Annotated in this window: 19 protein-coding genes and 2 pseudogenes; 10 read left to right on the top strand and 11 right to left on the bottom strand. The window is 68.7% G+C overall.

Features of this window, described 5'->3' with window-relative positions; all coding sequences use genetic code 11:
* Window positions 1–302 precede the first annotated feature (302 nt).
* A complete protein-coding gene (locus tag AB0C27_RS52070) occupies window positions 303–1,511 on the top strand; it encodes a serine/threonine-protein kinase (RefSeq protein ID WP_357862055.1) in 1,209 nt (402 codons plus the stop codon).
* 34 nt (window positions 1,512–1,545) lie between these two features.
* On the opposite strand, the gene AB0C27_RS52065 is transcribed toward AB0C27_RS52070, so the two are convergent.
* The gene (locus tag AB0C27_RS52065) at window positions 1,546–2,280 is read right to left on the bottom strand and encodes an aldo/keto reductase (protein WP_357862053.1); all 735 of its coding nucleotides are present in this window, start codon (window positions 2,278–2,280) and stop codon (window positions 1,546–1,548) included.
* Between the two features lie 456 nt (window positions 2,281–2,736).
* Here AB0C27_RS52065 and AB0C27_RS52060 point away from each other — a divergent pair, with 456 nt between their 5' ends.
* Window positions 2,737–3,231 carry an SDR family NAD(P)-dependent oxidoreductase gene (locus AB0C27_RS52060; RefSeq protein WP_357862051.1) on the top strand — a complete coding sequence of 165 codons (495 nt, stop codon included), beginning with the start codon at window positions 2,737–2,739 and terminating at the stop codon, window positions 3,229–3,231.
* Entirely contained in the window at window positions 3,228–4,298 is a 1,071-nt protein-coding gene (locus AB0C27_RS52055) for an alcohol dehydrogenase catalytic domain-containing protein (RefSeq protein WP_357862049.1), read from the top strand. The genes AB0C27_RS52060 and AB0C27_RS52055 overlap by 4 nt, the downstream gene beginning before the upstream one ends.
* Before the next feature lie 465 nt (window positions 4,299–4,763).
* Here AB0C27_RS52055 and AB0C27_RS52050 read toward each other — a convergent pair.
* From AB0C27_RS52050 to AB0C27_RS52040, 3 genes and pseudogenes are all read right to left on the bottom strand, one after another.
* Window positions 4,764–5,041, bottom strand: a pseudogene (locus AB0C27_RS52050) (deaminase); the annotation flags it as partial.
* Window positions 5,042–5,724: 683 nt separating this feature from the next.
* A complete protein-coding gene (locus AB0C27_RS52045; RefSeq protein WP_357862047.1) occupies window positions 5,725–6,558 on the bottom strand; it encodes a ribokinase in 834 nt (277 codons plus the stop codon).
* A gap of 17 nt (window positions 6,559–6,575) precedes the next feature.
* Window positions 6,576–7,370 (bottom strand): GntR family transcriptional regulator, encoded by a 795-nt coding sequence (locus AB0C27_RS52040; protein ID WP_357862045.1) that lies wholly within the window; start codon window positions 7,368–7,370, stop codon window positions 6,576–6,578.
* A gap of 147 nt (window positions 7,371–7,517) precedes the next feature.
* On the opposite strand from AB0C27_RS52040, the gene AB0C27_RS52035 reads away from it, so the two are divergent.
* From AB0C27_RS52035 to add, 3 genes are read left to right on the top strand one after another with little or no spacing between them, the layout of a single operon-like run.
* Window positions 7,518–8,936, top strand: coding sequence for an MFS transporter (locus tag AB0C27_RS52035; protein ID WP_357862043.1), 1,419 nt, complete (start codon window positions 7,518–7,520; stop codon window positions 8,934–8,936).
* Between the two features lie 19 nt (window positions 8,937–8,955).
* Window positions 8,956–9,948, top strand: coding sequence for a nucleoside hydrolase (locus tag AB0C27_RS52030; RefSeq protein WP_357862042.1), 993 nt, complete (start codon window positions 8,956–8,958; stop codon window positions 9,946–9,948).
* 8 nt (window positions 9,949–9,956) lie between these two features.
* The gene (gene add / locus AB0C27_RS52025; RefSeq protein WP_357862040.1) at window positions 9,957–10,958 is read left to right on the top strand and encodes an adenosine deaminase; all 1,002 of its coding nucleotides are present in this window, start codon (window positions 9,957–9,959) and stop codon (window positions 10,956–10,958) included.
* Here the strand turns inward: add and AB0C27_RS52020 are convergent.
* Entirely contained in the window at window positions 10,926–11,729 is an 804-nt protein-coding gene (locus tag AB0C27_RS52020) for an alpha/beta hydrolase (RefSeq protein ID WP_357862038.1), read from the bottom strand. The genes add and AB0C27_RS52020 overlap by 33 nt on opposite strands.
* Window positions 11,730–12,057: 328 nt before the next feature.
* Here AB0C27_RS52020 and AB0C27_RS52015 point away from each other — a divergent pair, with 328 nt between their 5' ends.
* From AB0C27_RS52015 to AB0C27_RS52005, 3 genes are all read left to right on the top strand, one after another.
* Window positions 12,058–13,044: a DJ-1/PfpI family protein gene (locus tag AB0C27_RS52015; protein WP_357862036.1), complete on the top strand. Its 987-nt coding sequence runs from the start codon at window positions 12,058–12,060 to the stop codon at window positions 13,042–13,044.
* Window positions 13,045–13,202: 158 nt separating this feature from the next.
* Window positions 13,203–13,802 carry a hypothetical protein gene (locus AB0C27_RS52010; protein WP_357862034.1) on the top strand — a complete coding sequence of 200 codons (600 nt, stop codon included), beginning with the start codon at window positions 13,203–13,205 and terminating at the stop codon, window positions 13,800–13,802.
* Between the two features lie 464 nt (window positions 13,803–14,266).
* Window positions 14,267–14,728 carry an NACHT domain-containing protein gene (locus tag AB0C27_RS52005; RefSeq protein WP_357862032.1) on the top strand — a complete coding sequence of 154 codons (462 nt, stop codon included), beginning with the start codon at window positions 14,267–14,269 and terminating at the stop codon, window positions 14,726–14,728.
* Window positions 14,729–14,973: 245 nt separating this feature from the next.
* Here AB0C27_RS52005 and AB0C27_RS52000 read toward each other — a convergent pair.
* From AB0C27_RS52000 to AB0C27_RS51980, 5 genes and pseudogenes are all read right to left on the bottom strand, one after another.
* A pseudogene (locus tag AB0C27_RS52000) lies at window positions 14,974–15,150 on the bottom strand (tetratricopeptide repeat protein); the annotation flags it as partial.
* A gap of 88 nt (window positions 15,151–15,238) precedes the next feature.
* Entirely contained in the window at window positions 15,239–15,484 is a 246-nt protein-coding gene (locus AB0C27_RS51995; RefSeq protein ID WP_357862030.1) for a hypothetical protein, read from the bottom strand.
* Between the two features lie 12 nt (window positions 15,485–15,496).
* Window positions 15,497–15,979, bottom strand: a complete 483-nt coding sequence (locus AB0C27_RS51990; protein WP_357862028.1) for a hypothetical protein — start codon at window positions 15,977–15,979, stop codon at window positions 15,497–15,499.
* A 213-nt stretch (window positions 15,980–16,192) separates the two neighbouring features.
* The gene (locus tag AB0C27_RS51985; protein WP_357862026.1) at window positions 16,193–16,837 is read right to left on the bottom strand and encodes a response regulator transcription factor; all 645 of its coding nucleotides are present in this window, start codon (window positions 16,835–16,837) and stop codon (window positions 16,193–16,195) included.
* Complete coding sequence (locus AB0C27_RS51980; protein ID WP_357862024.1) at window positions 16,825–18,066, bottom strand: sensor histidine kinase; 1,242 nt, start codon at window positions 18,064–18,066, stop codon at window positions 16,825–16,827. The genes AB0C27_RS51985 and AB0C27_RS51980 overlap by 13 nt, the downstream gene beginning before the upstream one ends.
* Before the next feature lie 113 nt (window positions 18,067–18,179).
* Between AB0C27_RS51980 and AB0C27_RS51975 the strand changes: the two genes are divergently transcribed.
* A complete protein-coding gene (locus AB0C27_RS51975; protein ID WP_357862022.1) occupies window positions 18,180–19,049 on the top strand; it encodes a CPBP family intramembrane glutamic endopeptidase in 870 nt (289 codons plus the stop codon).
* A gap of 107 nt (window positions 19,050–19,156) precedes the next feature.
* Here AB0C27_RS51975 and AB0C27_RS51970 read toward each other — a convergent pair.
* Window positions 19,157–19,996, bottom strand: an 840-nt coding sequence (locus tag AB0C27_RS51970; protein WP_357862020.1) for a transposase, incomplete at its 5' end; no start/stop codon positions are given.

The following is a 19,996-nucleotide window of genomic DNA, read 5'->3' as shown; positions in this document are numbered from 1 at the left end:
AACCCGATGAGGATCAGGCTCCGTTCGCCGCCGACCCGGTTCAGCAGCGGCCGGACGACATCGAGGCCGTGCTCGCTGTGCCCCCTAGGCCGCCCAGGGGCGCAGCAGTCTGTCCGCCTCGGCCTGCTGCGACACGCCCTCCACTGTCCCTGTCACCTGTATGTGACCAGGTCACGTTGCTGTTACCGGCCGTCGAAGAGTACATCAGTAACCAGAAGTAACTCCCTGAAAGGTGACGTGTCATGCAGGAACGGACTATGCCAAGCTCAGCAGCCCCGGCGGACATCGGAGGTTACCGCCTGGTGCGACTGCTGGGCGAAGGCGGGCAGGGAATGGTCTTCCTCGGCGAGGCACCCGGAGGGCGGCAGGTGGCGATCAAAATGCTGCACTCCTGCTTCGCGGCCGACTCGCACGTCAGACAGCGCTTTCAACGGGAAGCGGAGATCGCGCAGCGGCTGGCCACCTTCTCCACCGCACGGGTAGTGGAAACTGGCTTCACGACAGAACGGCCGTACATCGTCAGCGAGTACGTGCCGGGACCGTCACTGGAGTCGCTGGTCAAGGAGGACGGGCCGCGCGACGGCAGCGGGCTGGAGCGGCTGGCGGTCACCACGTTGACCGCCCTGTCCTCGATTCACGCGGCCGGGATCGTGCACCGCGACTTCAAGCCCAGCAATGTCATCATGGGCCCAGAAGGGCCCGTGGTGATCGACTTTGGGATCGCGTTCGCGCTCGACACTGCCACCGCCTCCACCCGGCCAGCGGGCACGCCGGCGTACATGTCGCCGGAGCAACTGGACGACCAGTCGCTCACACCCGCCTCCGACATGTTCTCGTGGGCGGGCACGATGGTCTTCGCCGCGACCGGGCGGCCGGCCTTCGCTGGTGGTACGGTGCCGGCAACGCTCAACGCCGTCCTGACCGCCGAGCCTGACCTGTCCGGCCTACCCGACGCGCTGCGCCCACTGGTGGCGGCCTGCCTGACCAAGGACCCGCATGGCCGCCCCGCGGCCGTGGACGTACTGTGCGTACTCATCGGCGGAGATCCCGCAGCCGTCCGGCGCACCGCAACCACACAGAATATCCCGTCCCACAGCCGGAACCGCCATCACCGTCGCACCGCAACGTCAATCCGTGAGCTGATGCCCGTCATGCGGCAACGTCGCCGCGACGGCGCCTTCGCCCATGAGACCAGCCGGGCGCGAGTGGCGGGCAGGCACGCCGCGTCGACGGCGCCCACCTCTCCAGCCTCCTCGAAGGCAGACGGCCGGGGCCGCGGCGTCGCGCTCGTGGCCGCAGGCGCGGCTGTGGCCGTGACGGTCAGCACGCTGCTCTTCTCCTCGGTGTCCGGCGGTCCGGCCGACGCGCAGCAAGACTGGACGCGCAGTCCCGCCATGCCGGCGATCTGCGCGAGCGGCGTTCCTGACGACCCCGCGCCCCCGCGGGCCCCCGCGCCCTCCAGGCACGCCTCAGCCGATTGCGCCGAGGAAGTCGCCGCTGTAGCCCCATGACGCCATCAGGTGCCCGCACCAGGGTGTATTCACGTCAGCTCGGCGCCGTGACGGCCGCGGTCAGCTCGGCGACGTCCTCCTCGGTCAGTTGGAGACCCGCCGCGGCCACGTTCTGTTCGAGATGCTCCACCGACGAGGTCCCAGGGATCGGTAGGACGACCGGTGAGCGGTGGAGCAGCCACGCGAGCGTGAGCTGTGACGGCGAAGCCGACAGCCGGGAGGCGACGGCCTCGATCGGTCCGCCGGGCTTCACCAGCCCGCCGGTGGCCAGCGGAAACCACGGGATGAACGCAACGTGGTGACCCTCACAGTAGTCGAGCACGTTCCCGGCCGTGCGGTTGGCCAGGTTGTACAGGTTCTGCACGGACGCGATCGGGGCGATGGCCCGGGCTTGCTCGATCTGCTCGACGCTCACCTCCGACAGGCCGATGTGCGCGATCTTCCCCTCCTCCTGCAGCGCTTTGAGTTCGCCGACCTGGTCTTCGAGGGGCACTCCCGGATCGACGCGGTGCAACCGCAACAGCACGATCCGCTCCAGGCCGAGGATGCGCAGGTTCATCTCGCACTGCTGGCGCAAGTAGGCCGGCCTGCCGGCGGGAATCCACTGGTCGGGGCCCTGCCGGGTGAACCCCGCCTTGGTGGCGACGACGATCTCGGTGTATGCGGCCAGCGCGCGCCGTAACAGCGGCTCGGCGACCATCGGCCCGTACGAGTCGGCGGTATCGAAGAGGGTCACACCGAGTTCCGCCGCCCGGCGCAGCACCCGCACGGCCTCGTCCGGACGCCGCCACGACAGGCGCCCTCTCTGGTGTAGGCGAAGCCTCGCACTGAAGGCACCCTCGTGACGGCCGCGCTGGTGCTCGAGGTGCCTTCAGAAGATGACGCGCTTCCCATCCCCAGACGAGATCCCTGGACGTGGTAGACGAGCATGTTCGGCGCTGCCGGGAGTTGGCCGAGGACATCTGGCCCGACCACGGCCCTTGCCGGGCGCGAAGGCGCGTCGCAGGCCACTGCGTTGTCTCGCCCATGGGAGGGGGTGTCGAAGCCGACGTTCATCACTGTGGCTGGCACCGCTGCTGACCTGCGGTGCGAGCCCACATACACCACGTGGAAGGAAGCCGGTCCTGGCGCCGACGGGGCGGGATTTTGACTTGCCTTCTCCGGTGGTCTACCTTCGCAACGAATAGACGACCGGTTGTCTACTAAATCTTTGGGGAAGGTCATCTTGAGTTCTCAGAAAGTCACCATCGTCACCGGTGCCTCGCAGGGCATCGGCGCCGCCGTCGTCGACGCCTACCGCAAGCTCGGCTACGACATCGTCGCCGTCTCGCGCACGATCGCCCCCTCCGCCGACCCGGACGTCGTGACCGTCCAGGGCGACGTCGCGGACCGCGCCACCGCCGAACGCGCCGTGGCCGGCACCGACGCCCGGGTGCCCGGCCCGGACCCGCAGCGCCGCAGCTACGGCTCGTTCCTGTCGTTCAGCGACCCGGACGGCAACGGCTGGGTGCTGCAGGAGGTCACCACCCGGCTCCCCGGACGGCTAGACCCGTCCGTCACCACGTTCGCCTCAGCCTCGGGCCTTGCCGCAGCGCTGCGCCGCGCCGCGGTCGCACACGGCGAGCATGAGGCCCGCACCGGCGCCGAAGACCCCGGCTGGCCGGACTGGTACGCCGACTACCTGGTACGCGAGCAGGCCGGAAGCGAGCTGCCGGCATGAGCGGCCCCACCTTCCGCGCCTCCACCCCTCCCGCCTCCCCTGGCCAGGACTCCACCTACCGGGCCTTCACCGTCACCGGCCGGCGGCAATTCACCCTCGTCGAGCGCGAACGGCACGAGCCGTCACCCGGTCAGGTGCGCATCCGGGTCGAGGCCTGCGGCGTCTGCCATACCGATATCCTCGCCGTGGACGGGCTGCGGCCCGATCCCTCGGCGCCGGTCGTGCCCGGCCACGAGATCATCGGCGTGATCGAGGCCGCGGGCGACGGGGTGGACCCGTCGTGGCGGATCGGCGACCGCGTCGGCGTCGGCTTCCTCGGCGGCCAGGACAACGCGTGCGAATCGTGCCGGCGCGGGGACTTCGTCAACTGCTCCGACCAGCCGCAGACGGGTACCGCCGTCGACGGCGGCTACGCCGAAGTGGCCTACGCGCGGGCGACCGGCCTGGTGCGGATCCCGCCCGGCCTCGATCCTCTCGCCGGCGCGCCCCTGCTGTGCGCGGGCCTGACCGTGTACAACGCGTTAATCTCGGCCTCGGCGCGGCCCGGTGCGCTGGTCGCGGTGCAGGGCCTGGGCGGCCTGGGCCACCTCGGCGTCCAGTACGCCCGCGCGCTGGGCCACCGGGTCGTCGCCGTCGCGAGAGGCGGCGCGAAGGCCGAGCTGGCCGCGCAGGTCGGCGCGCACCACTACATCGACAGCACGCGCACCGATCCGGGCGCCGAGCTGCGCCGCCTGGGCGGCGCGGCGGTCATCGTCGCCACCGCCGCCTCGGGCGCGTCGATGTCGCCGCTGGTGCAAGGGCTCGGCCGGCGTGGCGAACTGATCGTCGTCGGCGCTGCTCCCGACCCGATCCAGGTGACCACGAGCGACCTCATCTTCGGCGAGCACGTCATGCGGGGCAGCCTGACCGGCACCGCGATCGAGAACGAGGACAACCTGCGCTTCGCCCTCGACCACGGCATCCGCTCCCACAACGAGGTGTTCCCGCTGAGCGAGGCGCCCAAGGCGTACCAGCACATGCTCTCGGGCGACGCCCGCTTCCGCGTCGTCCTGGACTCCACGAAGTGAGACATCCATCTCCGATCTGCCCCTGGATGGGATAGGCCCAGCAGGCGGTATCACGCATCGTGTTAGAACCTTTTAGCGGGTAGCGGGCCGGGCAACGACGGCGACGGCGACGGCAACGGCAACGGTCAGGACGAAACCAATGACGGGCCCTTCCCCGGGGGAAGCCCCGGCCGCCGACCAATGCCGTCGACGCCGAAAACGCCGCTCGAGCGGTGCTGTCGCAAGAGACCGCCGCCCTTGACAGCCAAGACCGGCGATGGCCCCGTTGAGATGATCCGCATGCTCGCCGTCGCCAGAGACTCGGCGGTCAAGGCCCGTACTCAGACCATCAACCAGCTGCGTGCGTCCTGATGCGCGCCGACCCAACGCTGCGCGACGCGCTGGCCGCTCTGGGCCCAGTCACCCTCATCCGCACCTGCGCGTACCTGTCCGCTGCCGTGTCAGCGCCTCGGCTGATGTCGCGTTGAGGAAATGGAAGGTGGTGTCGGCCAGGGTGAAGGACGGGCGTTCGTGGTGGGTGAGCACGAATACCGGTGTGTGGAACGGGGGGTGTCTCCCCACCATCCCTGCCACTCGTGGTTCTCCCAGGGCCGCGCTGGGGGGCCGAACTTGCGGTGCCGCCCGCCCAGGGCCGAAGCGGGGTGGGGTCCGCGTGGCCGAGGGGCCGATCCAAGCTGTCCCTCACCGGTACCGAACCCGTCCTGCGACACGTTGAAGCACTGCACCCTCAACACCTGCGACATGCGTCCTCCTTAGGGAGCTGACAAGCAGCTTCTGACGGAACGCCCAGGTCAGGCGGGCCTTCGGGGAGGTAGGCGGAACAGTCGGGAGATTCTTGCGGTTCGGTACCGCAAGAATGCGGCACCGGTGTCGACTTCATGGTGAACGGCGCCCCAGGGGTGCGGCTCGACCATCGAAGTAGATGACATGAAATTCTTGTTGATCATGCATAACTACCCGTAGATCTGGGATGCGCTGACCGGGGAGGAGCGCAACGAGGTGATGAGGGGCCACGGCGCGTTCGTGGAGACCGTCACAGGCCAAGGAGTACCTCGGCGGCTACTACCTGGTGGAGTGCGAATCTTTACCTGACGTGGCGGACCCACCGGGCGAAGGGTTAGACCATGAGGAGTTCTTGGCCGCGGCAGGGGAACTGATCAGTGCCCACGAGTTCGCCGATCCTTCCATCAGCGCCACCATCAGGGTCAGGGGCGGCGCACAACAGGGTGCTGAGCTGGACAGCGTGCTCAATGCCTGATGGGGCCGAGCGATGCTCGACACGGAATCTGATCGCGACCGAATCCACGCAGCAGCCGAGGCAGGGACCCTGCCAACCACGTCGATGGACGAAGTCCAACGCCGGCGGCGGGAGCTCAACATCCAGTGAGCGAGGATGACCGCGCCCCCGTTCAGGCAAGGTTTCCGTCTACGCGTAGCTGTTGATGCGCTCAAACGGAGGCTGGCTGCCGGGGTGTGCGACAGCGGCAGCTCCGACGGCACACCCTATTTGCAGGGCCTCTTCCTGTGAGGCTCCGGCGCGCAGTGCGATCGTGAGGGCGGCACAGAACGCGTCCCCGGCACCGACCGTGTTGACCGCCGCGGTCCGGAACGCAGGGACGCGGGCAGTCTCGGCTCCGTCGGTGATCAGCGCGGCTCCGTCACCGCCGTGGGTCACTGCGACGAGCTTGGCGTACTGCAGTTCGGGCATGAGTGCGTACTCGGTCTCGTTCACGATGAAGAGGTCGACACGCTCTACCAGCTCGGGCGGGAGGGGCTGGGCGGGGGCCGCGTTCACGGCGATGAAGCCCGGCGCCCGGGCGACCAACTGGACGACGAGATCGAGGTTGACCTCGAGCTGAGTCAGCACGGTGTCGTCCTGCGCGAGCTGCAGTCCGTCCAGAGTGACCGAGGCGTTGGCACCCTGGCACACAACGATCTGATTTTCGCCGTCGCGGTCGACGGCGATGAGAGCGGTCCCGGTCGGCGCTGAGGTGACTCGGACGCCGGTGGTGTCCACGCCGGCCGATCGCAGGCTGTCGAGCATCCATACGCCGTCAGCGTCGTTCCCGACTGCGCCGATCATCCGGACGTGCGCCCCAAGGCGGCTGGCGGCCACGGCCTGGTTCGCGCCCTTGCCTCCAGGGTCTCGATACAGCGTTCCGCCGCCGATGGTCTCCCCTGGGGTCGGCAGGCGGTCGGCCAAGGCGGTCACGTCGACGTTGATGCTCCCGACGACGACGATGTCCGGCAGGTCGTTCATGGTGAGGCCTCCTTCGGTCAGCTCGGCAGCGGGCTGGACTGAATGACGGACAGGCTGCCTACGTGCGAGGAGACGATGCACTTCGCCAGGTAAATCGGGGTGCCGTGGTGCTCGACGGTCTGGGTCAGGACCAGCACGGGATCGTTCTGCCCTATCTGTAGCAGGCCGGCACGCGTCGGCCCGGCGACGTTGGCGGCGATCTGGCAGACACCGGCCTCGAAGATCGGGCCGCACTTGCCTATCAGGGTCGCGAGCAGGGTGGCCGGCTCACCGGAGGCCGCGTCCAGGTGTGCCGCGACCGCCGGGCTGATGTCCGTCAGGTACTTACCTGCCGGCAGATGCTCCTGGACGATCGCGATCGGGTCACCGGCACGGTGGGCCACGCTCTCGCGGAACCATGTGTTGGCCGCTGAGTCCAGTGCGAGCCTGTTGGAGATGAAGTCAGTCGTCGGCTGGATCTCGAACTGGTGCGTCCTGAGTTCGACGGGCCTGCCGGACTCGGCCAGCACGGCGTCGAACGGCTGGAACACCTCCAGTCCTGACCGAGGGATCGCGTCGGCCACGAACCGGCCCACTCCACGCTTGGTGCGGATGAGCCCGTCCTCCTCCAGGAGCATGAGCGCTTCCCGCACCGGTGTGCGACTCACGCCCATATGGGCGGCAAGCTCGGTCTCGCGCGGCAGCATCGCACCGAGAGGGAACACCCCTGACCGGATCCCGTCGGCCAATCGGCAGTAGACCGCCACGCGCAGCGGCTGCCCTGCTGGAGTCATGAGCTGCTGTCCGAGGAAGTCGGCGGTGCTCGTGCTCACCAAAGCTCCTTTACATGCTGAACGGCGCCGTCGAGCGCTCCGCCACATTGAACCACGCTCCGACACCCATTGAATATGTCATACACGAGAGGTATAACTTCATACTCATCAGGACTCTCCGAGGACTTCCCCCAGGCAGGAGCCACCATGGGCGTGCCGAACGCACCCGCCACCGCTACCAGAACCCCACCAGATACTCCGGTCCTGACCGGAGGACGCGCCGTCGGCCTGGTGGCCACGCTGATCCTCGGCGTGCTGTCCTATCAACTCAACGCGAGCATGCTTGCCCCCGCCCTGCCGGACATCGCCCGCGAACTCCGCACCGACGTCGCCGTCGTCTCGCAGGTCACCTCACTGTTCTTCCTGGCCGGAGCCATCGGCGGCGTGGTGCTCTCCCGTTGGAGCGACTACATCGGCCGTCGCCCCGCCCTGATCGTCGTGCTCGTCGTGGCGACCGTCGGCACGATCGTATGCGTCCTCGCCCCCAACTTGTCGCTGCTGCTGACGGGCCGCGTGCTGCAGGGCGCCTCGAGCGCGGCCTTCCAGCTCGCGTACGTCATCCTGAGCGAGTCACTGAGCGCCAAGGTCTTCGGCACCACGCTCGGAGTCATCACCGCCGTGAACGGCGGGGCCGGCGGACTGGACGGCTGGGTCAGTGGTCTGCTCACCGACAACTTCGGGTACCGCTCGGTCTTCGTGGTGATCCTGATCTTCGTAGTGCTATCCCTGCTCGCCGTAATACTCGTCGTTCCCGCGGGCGGGCGACCCACCCCCACCGGGCGGATGGACTGGTGGGGGGCAGCAGTGCTGTCACTGAGCTTGATCTGCATGACCTACTTCGTGTCACACGGCGCTTCGGCCGGCTGGCTAGCCCCGGTCACGCTCGCCTACCTCGTCGGCACGCTCGTGTCGTTCACCTCGTTCTGGATGATTGAGAAGCGCCGTGCGTCGCCGCTGATCGCGGTGCGCCACCTCCGCTCGCGGCAGGTGTGGCCCGTGATCATCTCCACCATCCTGACGCTGAGCGGCATCTTCGCTGTCATCAACTTCACCGTGGTACTGCTAGGCCAGAACGCCGAGGTCGGGTACGGGCTGGACGCCGCAACGTCTGCGCTGTTCTTTCTGGCCCCGGCGGCGCTGATCGGCGTCGCCGCCGCGCCCTTGTCCGGGTGGCTGGCCGACAAGCAGGGCTGGATCCGCATCCTGCGCATCGGGCTGGTCCTGAGCCTCCTGGCGCTGGTGGTCATCGCCGTGATCCCGACCCACCAGGGAGCGGTCATCGCCTGCGTCGCGGTTCTCGGCATCACCTACAACGGCCTCGTCCTGACCACTATCAACGGCCTGGGCGTGCTGCTGTCGCCGTCGGAAGCCCCCGCCGCCCTACCCGGCCTCAACGGCGCAGGGTTCGGCATCGGCGCCAGCCTCGGCATCGCCATTGTCGCCCCGTTCACCGCGGCGGGCACGCTCGACGGCTTCACGACCGCCCTGTGGGTCTCGATCGCGATCACCGGCCTCGCCCTGGGCGCAAGCCTGCTGATCCGTCCGCGCCCCGGGCAAAAGCTCTGACCCCAGCGACCGTTACCGCATGAATCGAGTACTCATGAGCACCACCTCCCGCCGGCCCGTCTATCTCGACTGCGACACCGGGATCGACGACTCCCTCGCACTCGCCTACCTCCTGGCCTCCCCGGAGATCGAGCTCGTCGGTGTCGGAACCGTTTGCGGTAACACCAGTGCCACCCAGGCCGCCCGGAACACACTGGACCTGCTCGCCCTCGCCGGCCGCCATGACATCCCGGTCGCCGTCGGAGCGGCAGACTGGCTCACCCGCGCGTTCGACGGCGGTGTCCCGCAGATCCACGGCCCACACGGGGTCGGCGGCATCCAGTTGCCCCCATCCGAAACCGTGCCGGTTGACGAGGCCGCCGCCGAGCTGCTGATCCGCCTGTCGCACGAGTACGCCGGGCAACTTCAGGTCGTGACCGTCGGCCCGCTGACCAACATCGCCCTGGCCCTCACAGCAGACCCCACCCTCGCCGACAGGGTCGCCTCGGTCACGACGATGGGCGGCGCCGCGCTCGTGCCCGGCAACGTCACGGCCGTCGCCGAGGCCAACATCTGGAACGACCCAGAAGCGGCCCAGCACGTCATCGCCGCGCACTGGGACATCACGCTCGTCCCGCTCGACGTAACGCTGGAGAACACCCTGGCTGAGAAGGATCGCCAGCAGCTGCTCCAGTCGGCTGATCCCCTGGCCCGAAGCCTCGGCGAAATCCTCGACTTCTACTTCGACTTCTACCTCTCCTTCTACCGCCAGCGCGGCTGCGCCCTGCACGACCCGCTCGCCGCGGCGATCGCCGTCGGCGGGGTCCAGGCCACCACCGCCCCAGCCATACCAGCGCAGATCGACACGACCCACGGCCCCAGCCGCGGACAGACAGTCCTGGACCTGCGTGAACAGCGCCACGGCCCTGTCGACCACCCGGGCTGCCGCACCCGGGTGGTCCTCGCCACGGACCAACCCCTCGGCCCGCACCTCATCCAGCGCCTGACCACCCCCGTCGCGACCCTCGCCTAGGAGACCTCGTGCTGATCAACCTGCACACCCACCTCGAGGGTCGGGTCCGCCCCGAGACCGCAGCCGAACTCGCCCAGCAGTCCGGCCTCGCACCCACCATCGACTGGCGCGAGGCCCTACAGCTCCAAGCGCCGTCCAACCTCACCACCTACCTGAAGAAAGTATCGTCGTCCTACCCGTTCTTCGCGAGCCGCGAATCCCTCACGCGGATAGCCCGGGAGGCAGTCGAGGACGCACACGCCGACGGCGAGCATTACCTAGAGCTGCGCTTCGGGCCCGCCTCGCACGTACGCCATGGCTTCGGACTGGACGAGGTCATCGCCGCGGCCAGCGAGGGCGTACAACAAGGCACCGAGATCACCGGTATGCCCGCAGGAATCGTTGTTGCCGCATTGCGACTCCACGACACCGAGCTGAACAACGAGGTCGCGCACGCCGCTGGACGGTACGCCGGCCGCGGCGTCGTCGGGTTCGACCTGGCGGGCGACGAGGCCCGCTTCCCCGATCTCGAACCCTTCATGGACGCGTTCGCCATCGCCAAAGCTGCAGGACTGGGACTGACATGCCACGCGGCCGAGGCTGCGCCGGGCCAGGCAGCGATCAACGCAGTCAATCTGTTCGGCGTGACCCGGATCGGGCACGGCGCGCACATTGTTGACGACCCCGATGTCCTCGCACGCTTTCAGGACCTCGGGGCCGCGGTGGAGATCTGCCCCACCTCCAACCTCTACACCGCCGCCATCACGAGCATCTCCGAGCACCCGGCACCGCGGCTACGCGCCGCGGGCGTGCCCGTCGTACTCGGCGACGACAATCCCCGCCAAACCGGATCACCGCTCAGCTACGAGTACGAGCTGCTCTCCTCTCGGCTCGGATTCGACACCGCCGCACTGACGAAACTCGACGAAGACAGCGTACGTACGGGGTTCATGGAAGAGCACACGCGCACTGAACTCGCCAACCGACTTGGTTCCGCGTCAGGCAACGTTCGCCCGGAGGCGCGCGCCTGAACGACCCTGCCCCGTGGCCATCGATGCTGTGGCCGCAGTGCTGCGCTGGGCGCGCCCAGAGGCGGAAGCGGGCGACAGCGCGAGCTGCCTGAAGCCACCATCTCTCCCATCCATCCGGTCCTTGCGGGGGAGGTGTTCGTGAGACAAGAGGTGTTCTCCGCAGAGCACACAGCGCGCGTCTTGCCGGTCGAGCACCCTGATGGTGTAGGCGTCGAGCGGGGTTTCACCCGTCGTCGCCGCGCAGTCCAAAGGATCTTGACGGGTAAGGCAAAAATCCGCTCTGCCCGGCCTTGCCAAGGCCTCATCGCGTACCGCTGGCCGGCGTGTGCTGCGGAGTCGGCCGGGCTGGTGGGTTCTGCGGGTCAGTCGGGCCGCAGCCAGGCCTCCCCCGGCGCTGCCGCCGGCGACGATGATCTGCTCGGGATGGAAGCCCTGCTCCTGGGCGTGTTCGGCAGTCCAGACCAGACCGGCGTAGCAATCCCCGACCGGACCGGGGTGCGGGGTCTCCGGCGCCAGCCGGTACTCCACCGACACCACGGCCGCGTCCACCCCCTGGGCCAAGTCGAGCATCTCCGGGACCTGTGACCGATTGTCGCCCATGACCAGCCCACCGCCGTGTACGTGGTAGATCACTGGAACAGGTCCAGCGGCCACCGTCGGTGAGCAGATCAGCAGGGAGATATCCGGAGCGTCCTGAGGTCCTGGCACCGTCTGCTCTTCGACGGTGAAGGCGCCACCCTTGGTGAACGCCTCGTCCGGCGCAGGCTGCATACCTGGAGGGCCCTGGCGCAAGGTCGCGATCTCGGTGAGCGGCCAGCGCCAGGTCGGCCCGCATCGCAGCCGAATTCCGTCCCTTGCCCGTGTGTGCGTCCAGCAGCTCGCGCGCCAAGGAGGGGCCCCGCGCGGACCACCTCGACACCGCGCCCGACCTCCTCCTCGGCACCCGCGTCCGCCGCCCGGGCGGGCCGGTGACCGATCACCCCGGCAGCCGGCGACGACTTGTCGGCCGCCGCCGGTTCGTAGAACAACACCCGCCATGTCCGGATCTGTGGGCTGGTGGTCCTTGCGGACATCTCCGACGACCAGCGAGGGTGAAGGAGTGGAAGATGTGGTTGTGGCCGTCTACGACGGCGTGGTGCTGCTGGACGTGGCCGGCCCGGTGCAGATGCTGCACGGATCTCGCGGCTACCGGATACGGCTCGCCTCGCTCGATGGACAGTCCGTGCGCACGGACATCGGTGCCCCCTTAGGGGTCGACCTGGCGTTGGCCGACGTCGAGTGGCCGGTCGGGACGTTGCTGGTACCGGGTTACGCACACCCCGACGGCGATCGCCCCGGCGAGGCGTTCCTGAACCGGCTGCACGACATCAGTCGGCGCGTGCGCCGGGTGGCATCGGTGTGCACGGGCGCGTTGCTGCTGGCGGAGGCGGGGCTGCTCGATGGGCGGCGCGCCACAACGCACTGGGCCGTCTGCGCTGAACTGGCGTCCCTATTCCCGCAGATCACCGTGGAACCCGACGCCATCTACGTACGTGACGGGCCGGTGGTGACCTCCGCCGGCGTCACCGCCGGCATCGATCTGGCGCTCGCCCTCGTCGAGGAGGATTACGGTCCGGAGCTCGCACGGGCCGTGGCCAAGCACATGGTCGTGTTCCTGCAACGCCCGGGCGGCCAGTCGCAGTTCAGCGTTCGCGGAGCCGTGGCCACGCCACGGCACCCCGCGTTACGCCGGCTTCTGGACGCGGTCACGGCCGATCCGGCGGGAGGGCATACCCTCGCCGCGATGGCGGACCGCGCCGCAGTGAGCGAACGGCATCTGACCAGGCTGTTCCGCCGCGAGATCGGGCTCACCCCCGGCCGGTACGTCGAACGGATCCGGGTGGAGGCGGCACAGGCCCTCCTGGAGAGCGGTACGGCGGGCGTGGACTCGATCGCCCGCACGTGCGGCTTTGGGTCTGACGAGACGATGCGCCGGGCGTTTCTGCAGGTTCTGGGCACGACGCCGACCGAGTACCGCCGGCGCTTCCGCACCTCCCACGCCATCCCGTTCACCAAAGACGTGACCGTCTCTAAGGAGACCCCATGAGCTCATTCCCGCCCCGCCGCACTGTGCTAGGCGCCGGCCTCGCCGGCGTAGCGGGTTTGGCGGTCGGTACACCGGCCGCTTCAGCCGCCGGCACCGGAGATCAGAACACTGATCTCTCCTTTCCCACCACGCGCGTGGCTCGGGCAGCCCACCGGCTGGTGACGGACGCAGAGGAGCCGTACCTGCGCAACCACAGCCTGCGCAGCTTCCTGTTCGCCCGGGCGGCCGCCGCCCAGGCCGGTCGCCGCCCGGACCGCGACTACGACGCCGAGGTCATGTTCCTCATCTGCGTGCTGCACGACATGGGACTGACCGAACGCGCCGCCACCAGCCAGCGGTTCGAACTCGACGGCGCCGACTTCGCCGCCCGGTTCCTGGGGGAACACGGGATCACCGACCGCCGCGTCGACACCGTCTGGGACGGCATCGCCCTGCACACCTCCTACGGCTTCCACCAGTCGCCGGTGTTCGCCCGCCGCCGCCCGCCGGAGATCATGATCGCCCAGGACGGCATCGGCATCGACCTGACCGGCAGCCCCGACCAACTGCCCGCCGGATACGCCGAACGCGTACACGCCGCCTATCCCCGCCACGGCGGGGCCCGCACCCTGACCGACGCCATCATCACCCAAGGCCTCGCCGACCCGCGCAAGGCGCCGCCCATGACCCTGCCCGGCGAGATCCTGCACCAGCGGCATTCCGAGGCCCCCTACGCCACCTGGGACAACATTCTCGACACCAGCGGCTGGGACGACTGACGGCGACCCCACAGCCCGCCGAGCCGCTGCCGTTGTCCGGCTCCTGCATTCGACCACCTGGCGATCCATCGAAGGCTCGGTGATGCTCACCTACATCGCTTCCCTCGACCACCACGCCGCGCACGTCCCACCGCATGGCCGGCATCCCCGGCGATCAACCCCGTGTGGGCCGCGACCGTCGGCCCGCCCCTACCCCACGCGCCCGTAGCAGCACCGGCACCGCGCGGCGCTGACGTGCTCTCGCACGGCCTTCGACACCTGGAGTCGTGGCCGTCGTCCCAGACGATGGGATCGAACACGACTTGCGCGCATTTGAGCAGACCGTGGGGCCAGGGCAGGCTCGATGGTTATCTGGGGTTGTTGACCTCTCCTCGCAGGTCAAAGCGAGATGATCCTGTCAGGCACGTCAGGCACGTCAGGCACATGGCAGCTCTCCAGCATGTGCGCGGGCATGGGCCACGCGGGTGTCGAAGTTCGGCACAGCCGACGACATCCGCGCCCTGACCGCACGGTTTCGGGGCCTGCGCAGCCGCCGCCTGATCATCACCGGCGGCCCCGGCACCGGCAAAACCACCCTGGCCCTGCAACTCCTGCTGGCCCTCCTCGCCACCCGCGGCAGCGACGAACCGGTCCCGGTGATGTTGTCGATCGCCGGCTGGGACACCACCCGCCCCCACCGCCTGGAGGAGTGGGTGGCAGCCCGGCTGGCCACCATCTACCCCACGCTGCGCGCCTTCGAGTACGGCGGCGACGCCGCCCCCGCCATGCTCGCCGCGCACGGGCACATCCTGCCCATCCTAGATGGCCTGGACGAACTACCGGCGCCAGCCCGCGCCTGCTCAGCGAAGGAGGCGGCCTCGGCCTCGCCGAGGCCGCAGGCCGCGTTGGCCAACCCGACGAAACCAGCGGCCTTGGCGAAGAAGTGATCGTCACCAGCCATTTTCACCGCTCGGTGATGGTGTTCCATAGCCTGGGTACGGTGGCCGGTGTGCTCGTGCACCCTGCCCAAGGCGTTTTGCGCCAACGATTCGGCGAGGCGGTCTTCTATGTCGCGGCTGCACGCCAGCGTTCGTTCCCCGAGGTCCAGTGCTTGGTCACTTCGGCCGAGGTCGCAGTAGAGATCGGTGAGGATGACAAGGCAGTAGGGTTCGAGAGCCTGGTTCCTGGTTTGCTCGAGTCGAGGCAGCACCCGATTGAGATATTCAAGCGCTTCGTCGAACCGTCCCTGCAGGTAGCAGACCTCTCCGAGGTTGATTTCGATGTTGCCGTCAAGGCCGCCATGAAGCTGAAGGGCCTCGGTGAGGTGGTGATACGCGGAGTTCAACTGGCCCAGCTGAGTACAAACCACACCGAGGTTGGCGTGCTTGACGCCCAGCCAGGCCAGTCGGCCATCCTGCTCATCCAGCTTGACGCCCCCTTTGAACAAGCGGGCAGCATCATCCAGTTGCCCCAGGAGCAAGGTAGGTGCCGGCGAGGTTGTTCCGGATGGACGACATGCCCTCCTTCCAGTCGCCCTGGTCGGCGAGCGAGAGGGCTTGGCTGTACAACGAGATCGCATCGGGCTGTCCTCGATGCGTATGCGCGGACGCCAGGACGAGCAGGGCTGCAGCCCTTGCTGTCGCATCGCCTTCCTCTCCGGCGACGGTGACGGCTGCCTGCGCGCAGGAGAGCCAGTCGCCCATGTTTCTTCCTGTCTAGAAATGGCTGCGCATGGCGTCGGTGAGCAGCCACACCGCTTGACGCGGACCAGTTGAGACCGCCTGGTGGATTGCGGCGACAAGGTTGCGATGCTCGCTGGTCAGCCACGCCGCCGCCGATGGGAGATCAGCGAAAGATGCCGCTGTCACGTCGCTGCGGCTCAGGGTTAGCGGCAACCTGGCCCAGTGCGGGTGGCTTTGTTCGACGGCGGCTCGAACGCTCAGCAGATACCAGTCGTACAGCCGCTGCTTGGCCTCCGCCAGGCCCTCCAAGCTCTCCTCCGCGTGGGCACGTTCGGCGGCGTACAGGCGCAATAGGTCGTGGAACCGGTAGCGGCCGGGCGCGTTTTGGTGGATCAGGTGTGCGGTGGCCAGTCGGTTGAGCTCGTCCTTCGCCTCGTCCGTGGTAGACCCGCTGAGGGTGGCGGCGGCCTCGATGGTGAAGTCCGCGCCGGGCACGACGCCGAGCAGCCGGAACACCCTCTGAGGGCTGGAAGCCCAGCTTTCGGGTCCGAGCTGGGGGCACGTGGCGAGACGTTCAGGTGGGCGTGTCTCTAGGCGGGGTGTCGCTGCTGATCGGCGGGTAGGGCGGACGGACTCGATGACCTTGTTCGGGGCGGAGATGTCGAGCTTGGCGAGCAGGGCGTATTGGGGCGGTTTCGATGAATGCGATGAGCAGGTGGGCTGACGGTTTCAGGTGCTGTCCAGATAGGCGAGTACGGCGAGCACCCGGCGGTGGCCTCCTTCGGCGGGTGGCAGGCCGAGTTTGGTGAAGATGTTGCCGATGTGCTTGTGCACGGCGTTGTCGGTGATGAACAGCCGCTTGCCGATGTCGCTGTTCCCGAGGCCTTGGGCCATCAGGGTGAGCACCTCACGCTCGCGGCCGGTGAGAGTGTCGACGGCGCTCGTGCCACCGCTCGCCAGGAGTTGGGCGATGACCTCAGGGTCCATGACAGTGCCGCCTTCGGACACCCGGCGCAGGCCGTCGACGAACTCGCTGACCCGGCTCACCCGGTCCTTGAGGAGGTAGCCGACGCCCCCGCGGCCGTCGGAGAGCAGCTCCCGTGCGTAGACCTTCTCGACGTACTGCGACAGGACGAGCACCGGCAGGCCGGGATGCGCGCGCCGAATCTCCAGCGCGGCCCTGATGCCCTCGTCACGGAAGGACGGCGGGAGCCGGACGTCGACGATCAGTGCGTCCGGCCGGTGCCGGTCCACGGCCTCGACCAAGGCGGGATGGTCGGTGACGACGGCGGCGACCTCGATGCCCTTGGTGCCCAGGAGGAGTTCGAGACCCGCGGAGAGCAGCACGTTGTCCTCGGCGATCACGACTCGCACGGCAGCTCCACCGATACGGCGGTCGGGCCACCTGGCGGGCTGGTGACGATCATGGTGCCGTCGAGTGCGGCGACCCGGCGCCGGATGCCAGTGACGCCGGTGCCACGGGATTCGTCGACCCCGCCGATGCCGTTGTCGGTTACCTCGATCAGCAGCCATCCGCGATCGCGGGTGATCCGTACCTGTACCTGGGTGGCGCCGCTGTGCTTGGCGGCGTTGGTGAGCGTCTCGGCCACGACGAAGTAGGCGGCTGCCTCCACGGCGGCGGGTAGGCGGCCCAGATCGCCGAGGTCGATCTCGGCGGGCACGCCCGACCGTGTGGTGAGCGCCGCCAGCGCTCCGGGGAGTCCTCGGTCGGCGAGGATCGGCGGATAGATCGAGCGGACCACGTCACGCAGCTCCGTCATGGCCTCCTCCGTGCCCTCGTGGGCTTCGCGCAGCAGGTCGGCCAGGTCGGCGGAACCGTCGGTGAGGGACTCCCTGGCCACCCCCAGCCGCATGGCGATGGCGACCAACCTGGCCTGCGTGCCGTCGTGCAGGTCTCGTTCGATGCGGCGGAGTTCCGCGCCGTGGGCGTCGAGCACTCCCGCGCGGCTCTCGGTCAGCTCGCCGACCCGCTCGGTGAGCTGATCCTGCGCCGAGGGCTCGAGCGCCGCCAGGCACCTGCTCGCGTGGAAGGCCGCGAGCCGGGGCACCGCCCAGTACGCCAGGGCCGCGAAGCCCACGATCTGAACGGCCCCCATGCCCAGCGCGCTGCCCCAGCCGGTCACCGGGAACGCACCCAGCAGTCGCAGCGGCGCGTCGGCGGGGAACAACCACCACAGCGGAGCCGCGAACGCGGTGAACAGCACCGAGCCGACGCAGGCCAGCGCGGCGAACCCCGCCGGCACGCCGGTCACGACGTGCCGGAGCACCCAGCGGACGTCACGCCTGGTCTCCGGGTCGTCGAGCACCTGGCGCCACCGCGCGCGAATCCCCTTGCCCAGCGTCATCTGCCGGGGGGACACCTGCCTGCCCAGCAGAGCGGCGGCGCGACGGCGGTGCCACTCGGCCCAGCGCCGCAGTAAGGCCATCGCCCGGGGAAACAGGACGAGCCCGATGCCGCCGAGCCCGGTCGACAACGCCGTGGCCGCCAGAAGCGGCAGCGCCATCATCGTGGCCATCGCGGTCGGCAGGCCGAGTAAGAGATATCTACTGGCCCGCCAGGTCTTCTGCCATCTTTCCTGCACGACGTTCAGTCTGGTGCAGCGCGGCCGGTGGGCGCACTACAGCGGACTGTAGTACCGACCGGGCCGCCTGCTCCATCGTCTGCGGACCGGGGTGATACCTACCGTTCGTGGTCATGACCACACAAACGCTCCGCCGCCCCGCCGTGCCCTGGCTCAGGATCGCGGCGTTCCTGACCATCACCTTCGGCGCCATCTGGGCCACCGGAGCCGCCCTCTGGTTCGGCGGAGGTGACGTCCAAGGGGACGCGGCCACGCCCATCCTCATGATCGCGATGTACACGCCGACGCTGGGAGTGCTCGTCACAGCGTCGGCGACAGGAGAGTTGCGCCGTCCGCGCGACCTGCTGAGGGAGACGGGCGTCCTGCCGTCGCGGTCGCTGCCCCGGACGACCGGCTACACCGCAATCGGCTTCCTCCTCGCACCGGCGCTGACGCTCGCCGCGCTGGGCGTCAGCTCGTCCGCCGGTCGCTTCGCCTTCCACGATCCGCTGCCGCTTGAGGGCCTGGCGAGCATGCTGGCCCCCCAGATCCTGATCTTCCCGCTCGGGATGGTGCTGACGTTCGGCGAGGAGTTCGGGTGGAGCTACCTACTGCCCAAACTCCTCCCGCTCGGGCTCTGGCGCGCCCTGCTGACCAGCGGCGTGATCTGGGGAGTGTTCCACGCCCCGTTCACCTTGCAGGGCTACCACTATCCCGGGCTGCCGGGCGGCCTGGCCGTGCTCGCCTTCACCATCGCGTCGGTGCTGCTCGGCGCTCTGCTGGGCTGGCTGCGCCTGGCCGCCGGCAGCATCTGGCCCGCGGTCGTCGCGCACGCCGCGGCGAACCTGATCGCCTCCGCCCTGCCCGCGCTCCTCGGAAAACCCCTGAGCGCCGCGGACACCGCCTTGCACGCATCGCTTTCCGGTTGGCCGGGCTGGCTCGTCATGGCCGCCACGATCGCCGTGCTCATCGTGACAGGACAGTTCAGGAAACTCGCGGTCTAAGTAGCTGGTATCCCCACCGCCTCAGTGATGCGCGGCGGTACGCGCCGAAACCGGGTCTGTCCAGTGAACGGCTCTGGCCCGTAGTCGGTGGTGGCATTAAGTGATCATCACTGAAGCAGGATGCGGTGGCGCAGAAGGTCGAACCCGGCCCGGCCGTGCATCTGGCGCATGATCCTCTTCGTGCGGGTGTTGACGCCTTCGGTGCGGCCATTGTGGTGGGGAAGGGTGAGGGCGGCGTTCACGGCGGCGCGGTCAAGCTCGATCCCGTTGGCGAAGCCGTGCAGGTGAGGTAGATCGGCGACGCGGATGGTGGTGATCCAGGTGGTGAGCTTGTTGTCGTTGCCTTCAGCCGGGGTGAAGAGCGCGGCGAAGTCGCGGACATGGTGGGCGAGGTCGGTCAGCTCGGGACAGGCGGCGGTGAGCTCTTGCACCAGCCGGGTGTCGCTATCACGGAGTCGGTCGGGGTGAGTGAGCAGCAGACGTGCCAGGCGGCGCGGGGTGGTGACGGGCCGTTCTCCTTCGGCTCGGCCTTGGGTGATATAGCGGTAGAGCAGGTTGAGGCTGCCGGTGTAGCCGAGGTCCTTGATCTCACGGAACAGCTGCTGAACGGGCACGGCTGGGTCGGTGGCGCGTCGGTCGCGCAGGTGATCGCGGTAGGGATCGACGAGCGTGGGCCGGTAGCGCGGTGCGCGGCGTGAAGCCTCGGGCTTGTGGGTGCGGGCGTAGCGCTTGACGGTGCCCCGCGACAGGTTCAGGCGGCGGGCGCATTCCAGGAGGCCGACGCCCTTGTTCAGCAGGTCGTGGATCTGCTGCCAGCGCTCGCGGGTAGTCCGTTCGTGGACGCCGGCGGGGCGGGTCGGGTTGACCGTGGCCCAGCAGGCGCTGTGGGAGCGAACCTCGGCGAGGACCTTGTCGCAGGAATTCGCCCATAAGGCACTGGTGGGCCG

Origin of the sequence: Nonomuraea sp. NPDC048882 (genome assembly GCF_040649755.1) — a bacterium.
Taxonomy (GTDB): Bacteria; Actinomycetota; Actinomycetes; order Streptosporangiales; family Streptosporangiaceae; genus Nonomuraea; species Nonomuraea maheshkhaliensis.
Note: the sequence above shows the minus strand (reverse complement) of the source record. Positions and strands in the feature narration are given on the sequence as shown.

Bases quoted from the DNA above. Each gene is read 5' to 3' on its own strand.
- AB0C27_RS51995 (WP_357862030.1), bottom strand. From the start codon at position 15,484: ATGGGCGACTGGCTCTCCTGCGCGCAGGCAGCCGTCACCGTCGCCGGA.
- AB0C27_RS52055 (WP_357862049.1), top strand. From the start codon at position 3,228: ATGAGCGGCCCCACCTTCCGCGCCTCCACCCCTCCCGCCTCCCCTGGC.
- AB0C27_RS51975 (WP_357862022.1), top strand. From the start codon at position 18,180: ATGACCACACAAACGCTCCGCCGCCCCGCCGTGCCCTGGCTCAGGATC.
- AB0C27_RS52030 (WP_357862042.1), top strand. From the start codon at position 8,956: ATGAATCGAGTACTCATGAGCACCACCTCCCGCCGGCCCGTCTATCTC.
- AB0C27_RS52035 (WP_357862043.1), top strand. From the start codon at position 7,518: ATGGGCGTGCCGAACGCACCCGCCACCGCTACCAGAACCCCACCAGAT.
- AB0C27_RS52020 (WP_357862038.1), bottom strand. From the start codon at position 11,729: ATGCAGCCTGCGCCGGACGAGGCGTTCACCAAGGGTGGCGCCTTCACC.
- AB0C27_RS52045 (WP_357862047.1), bottom strand. From the start codon at position 6,558: ATGAACGACCTGCCGGACATCGTCGTCGTCGGGAGCATCAACGTCGAC.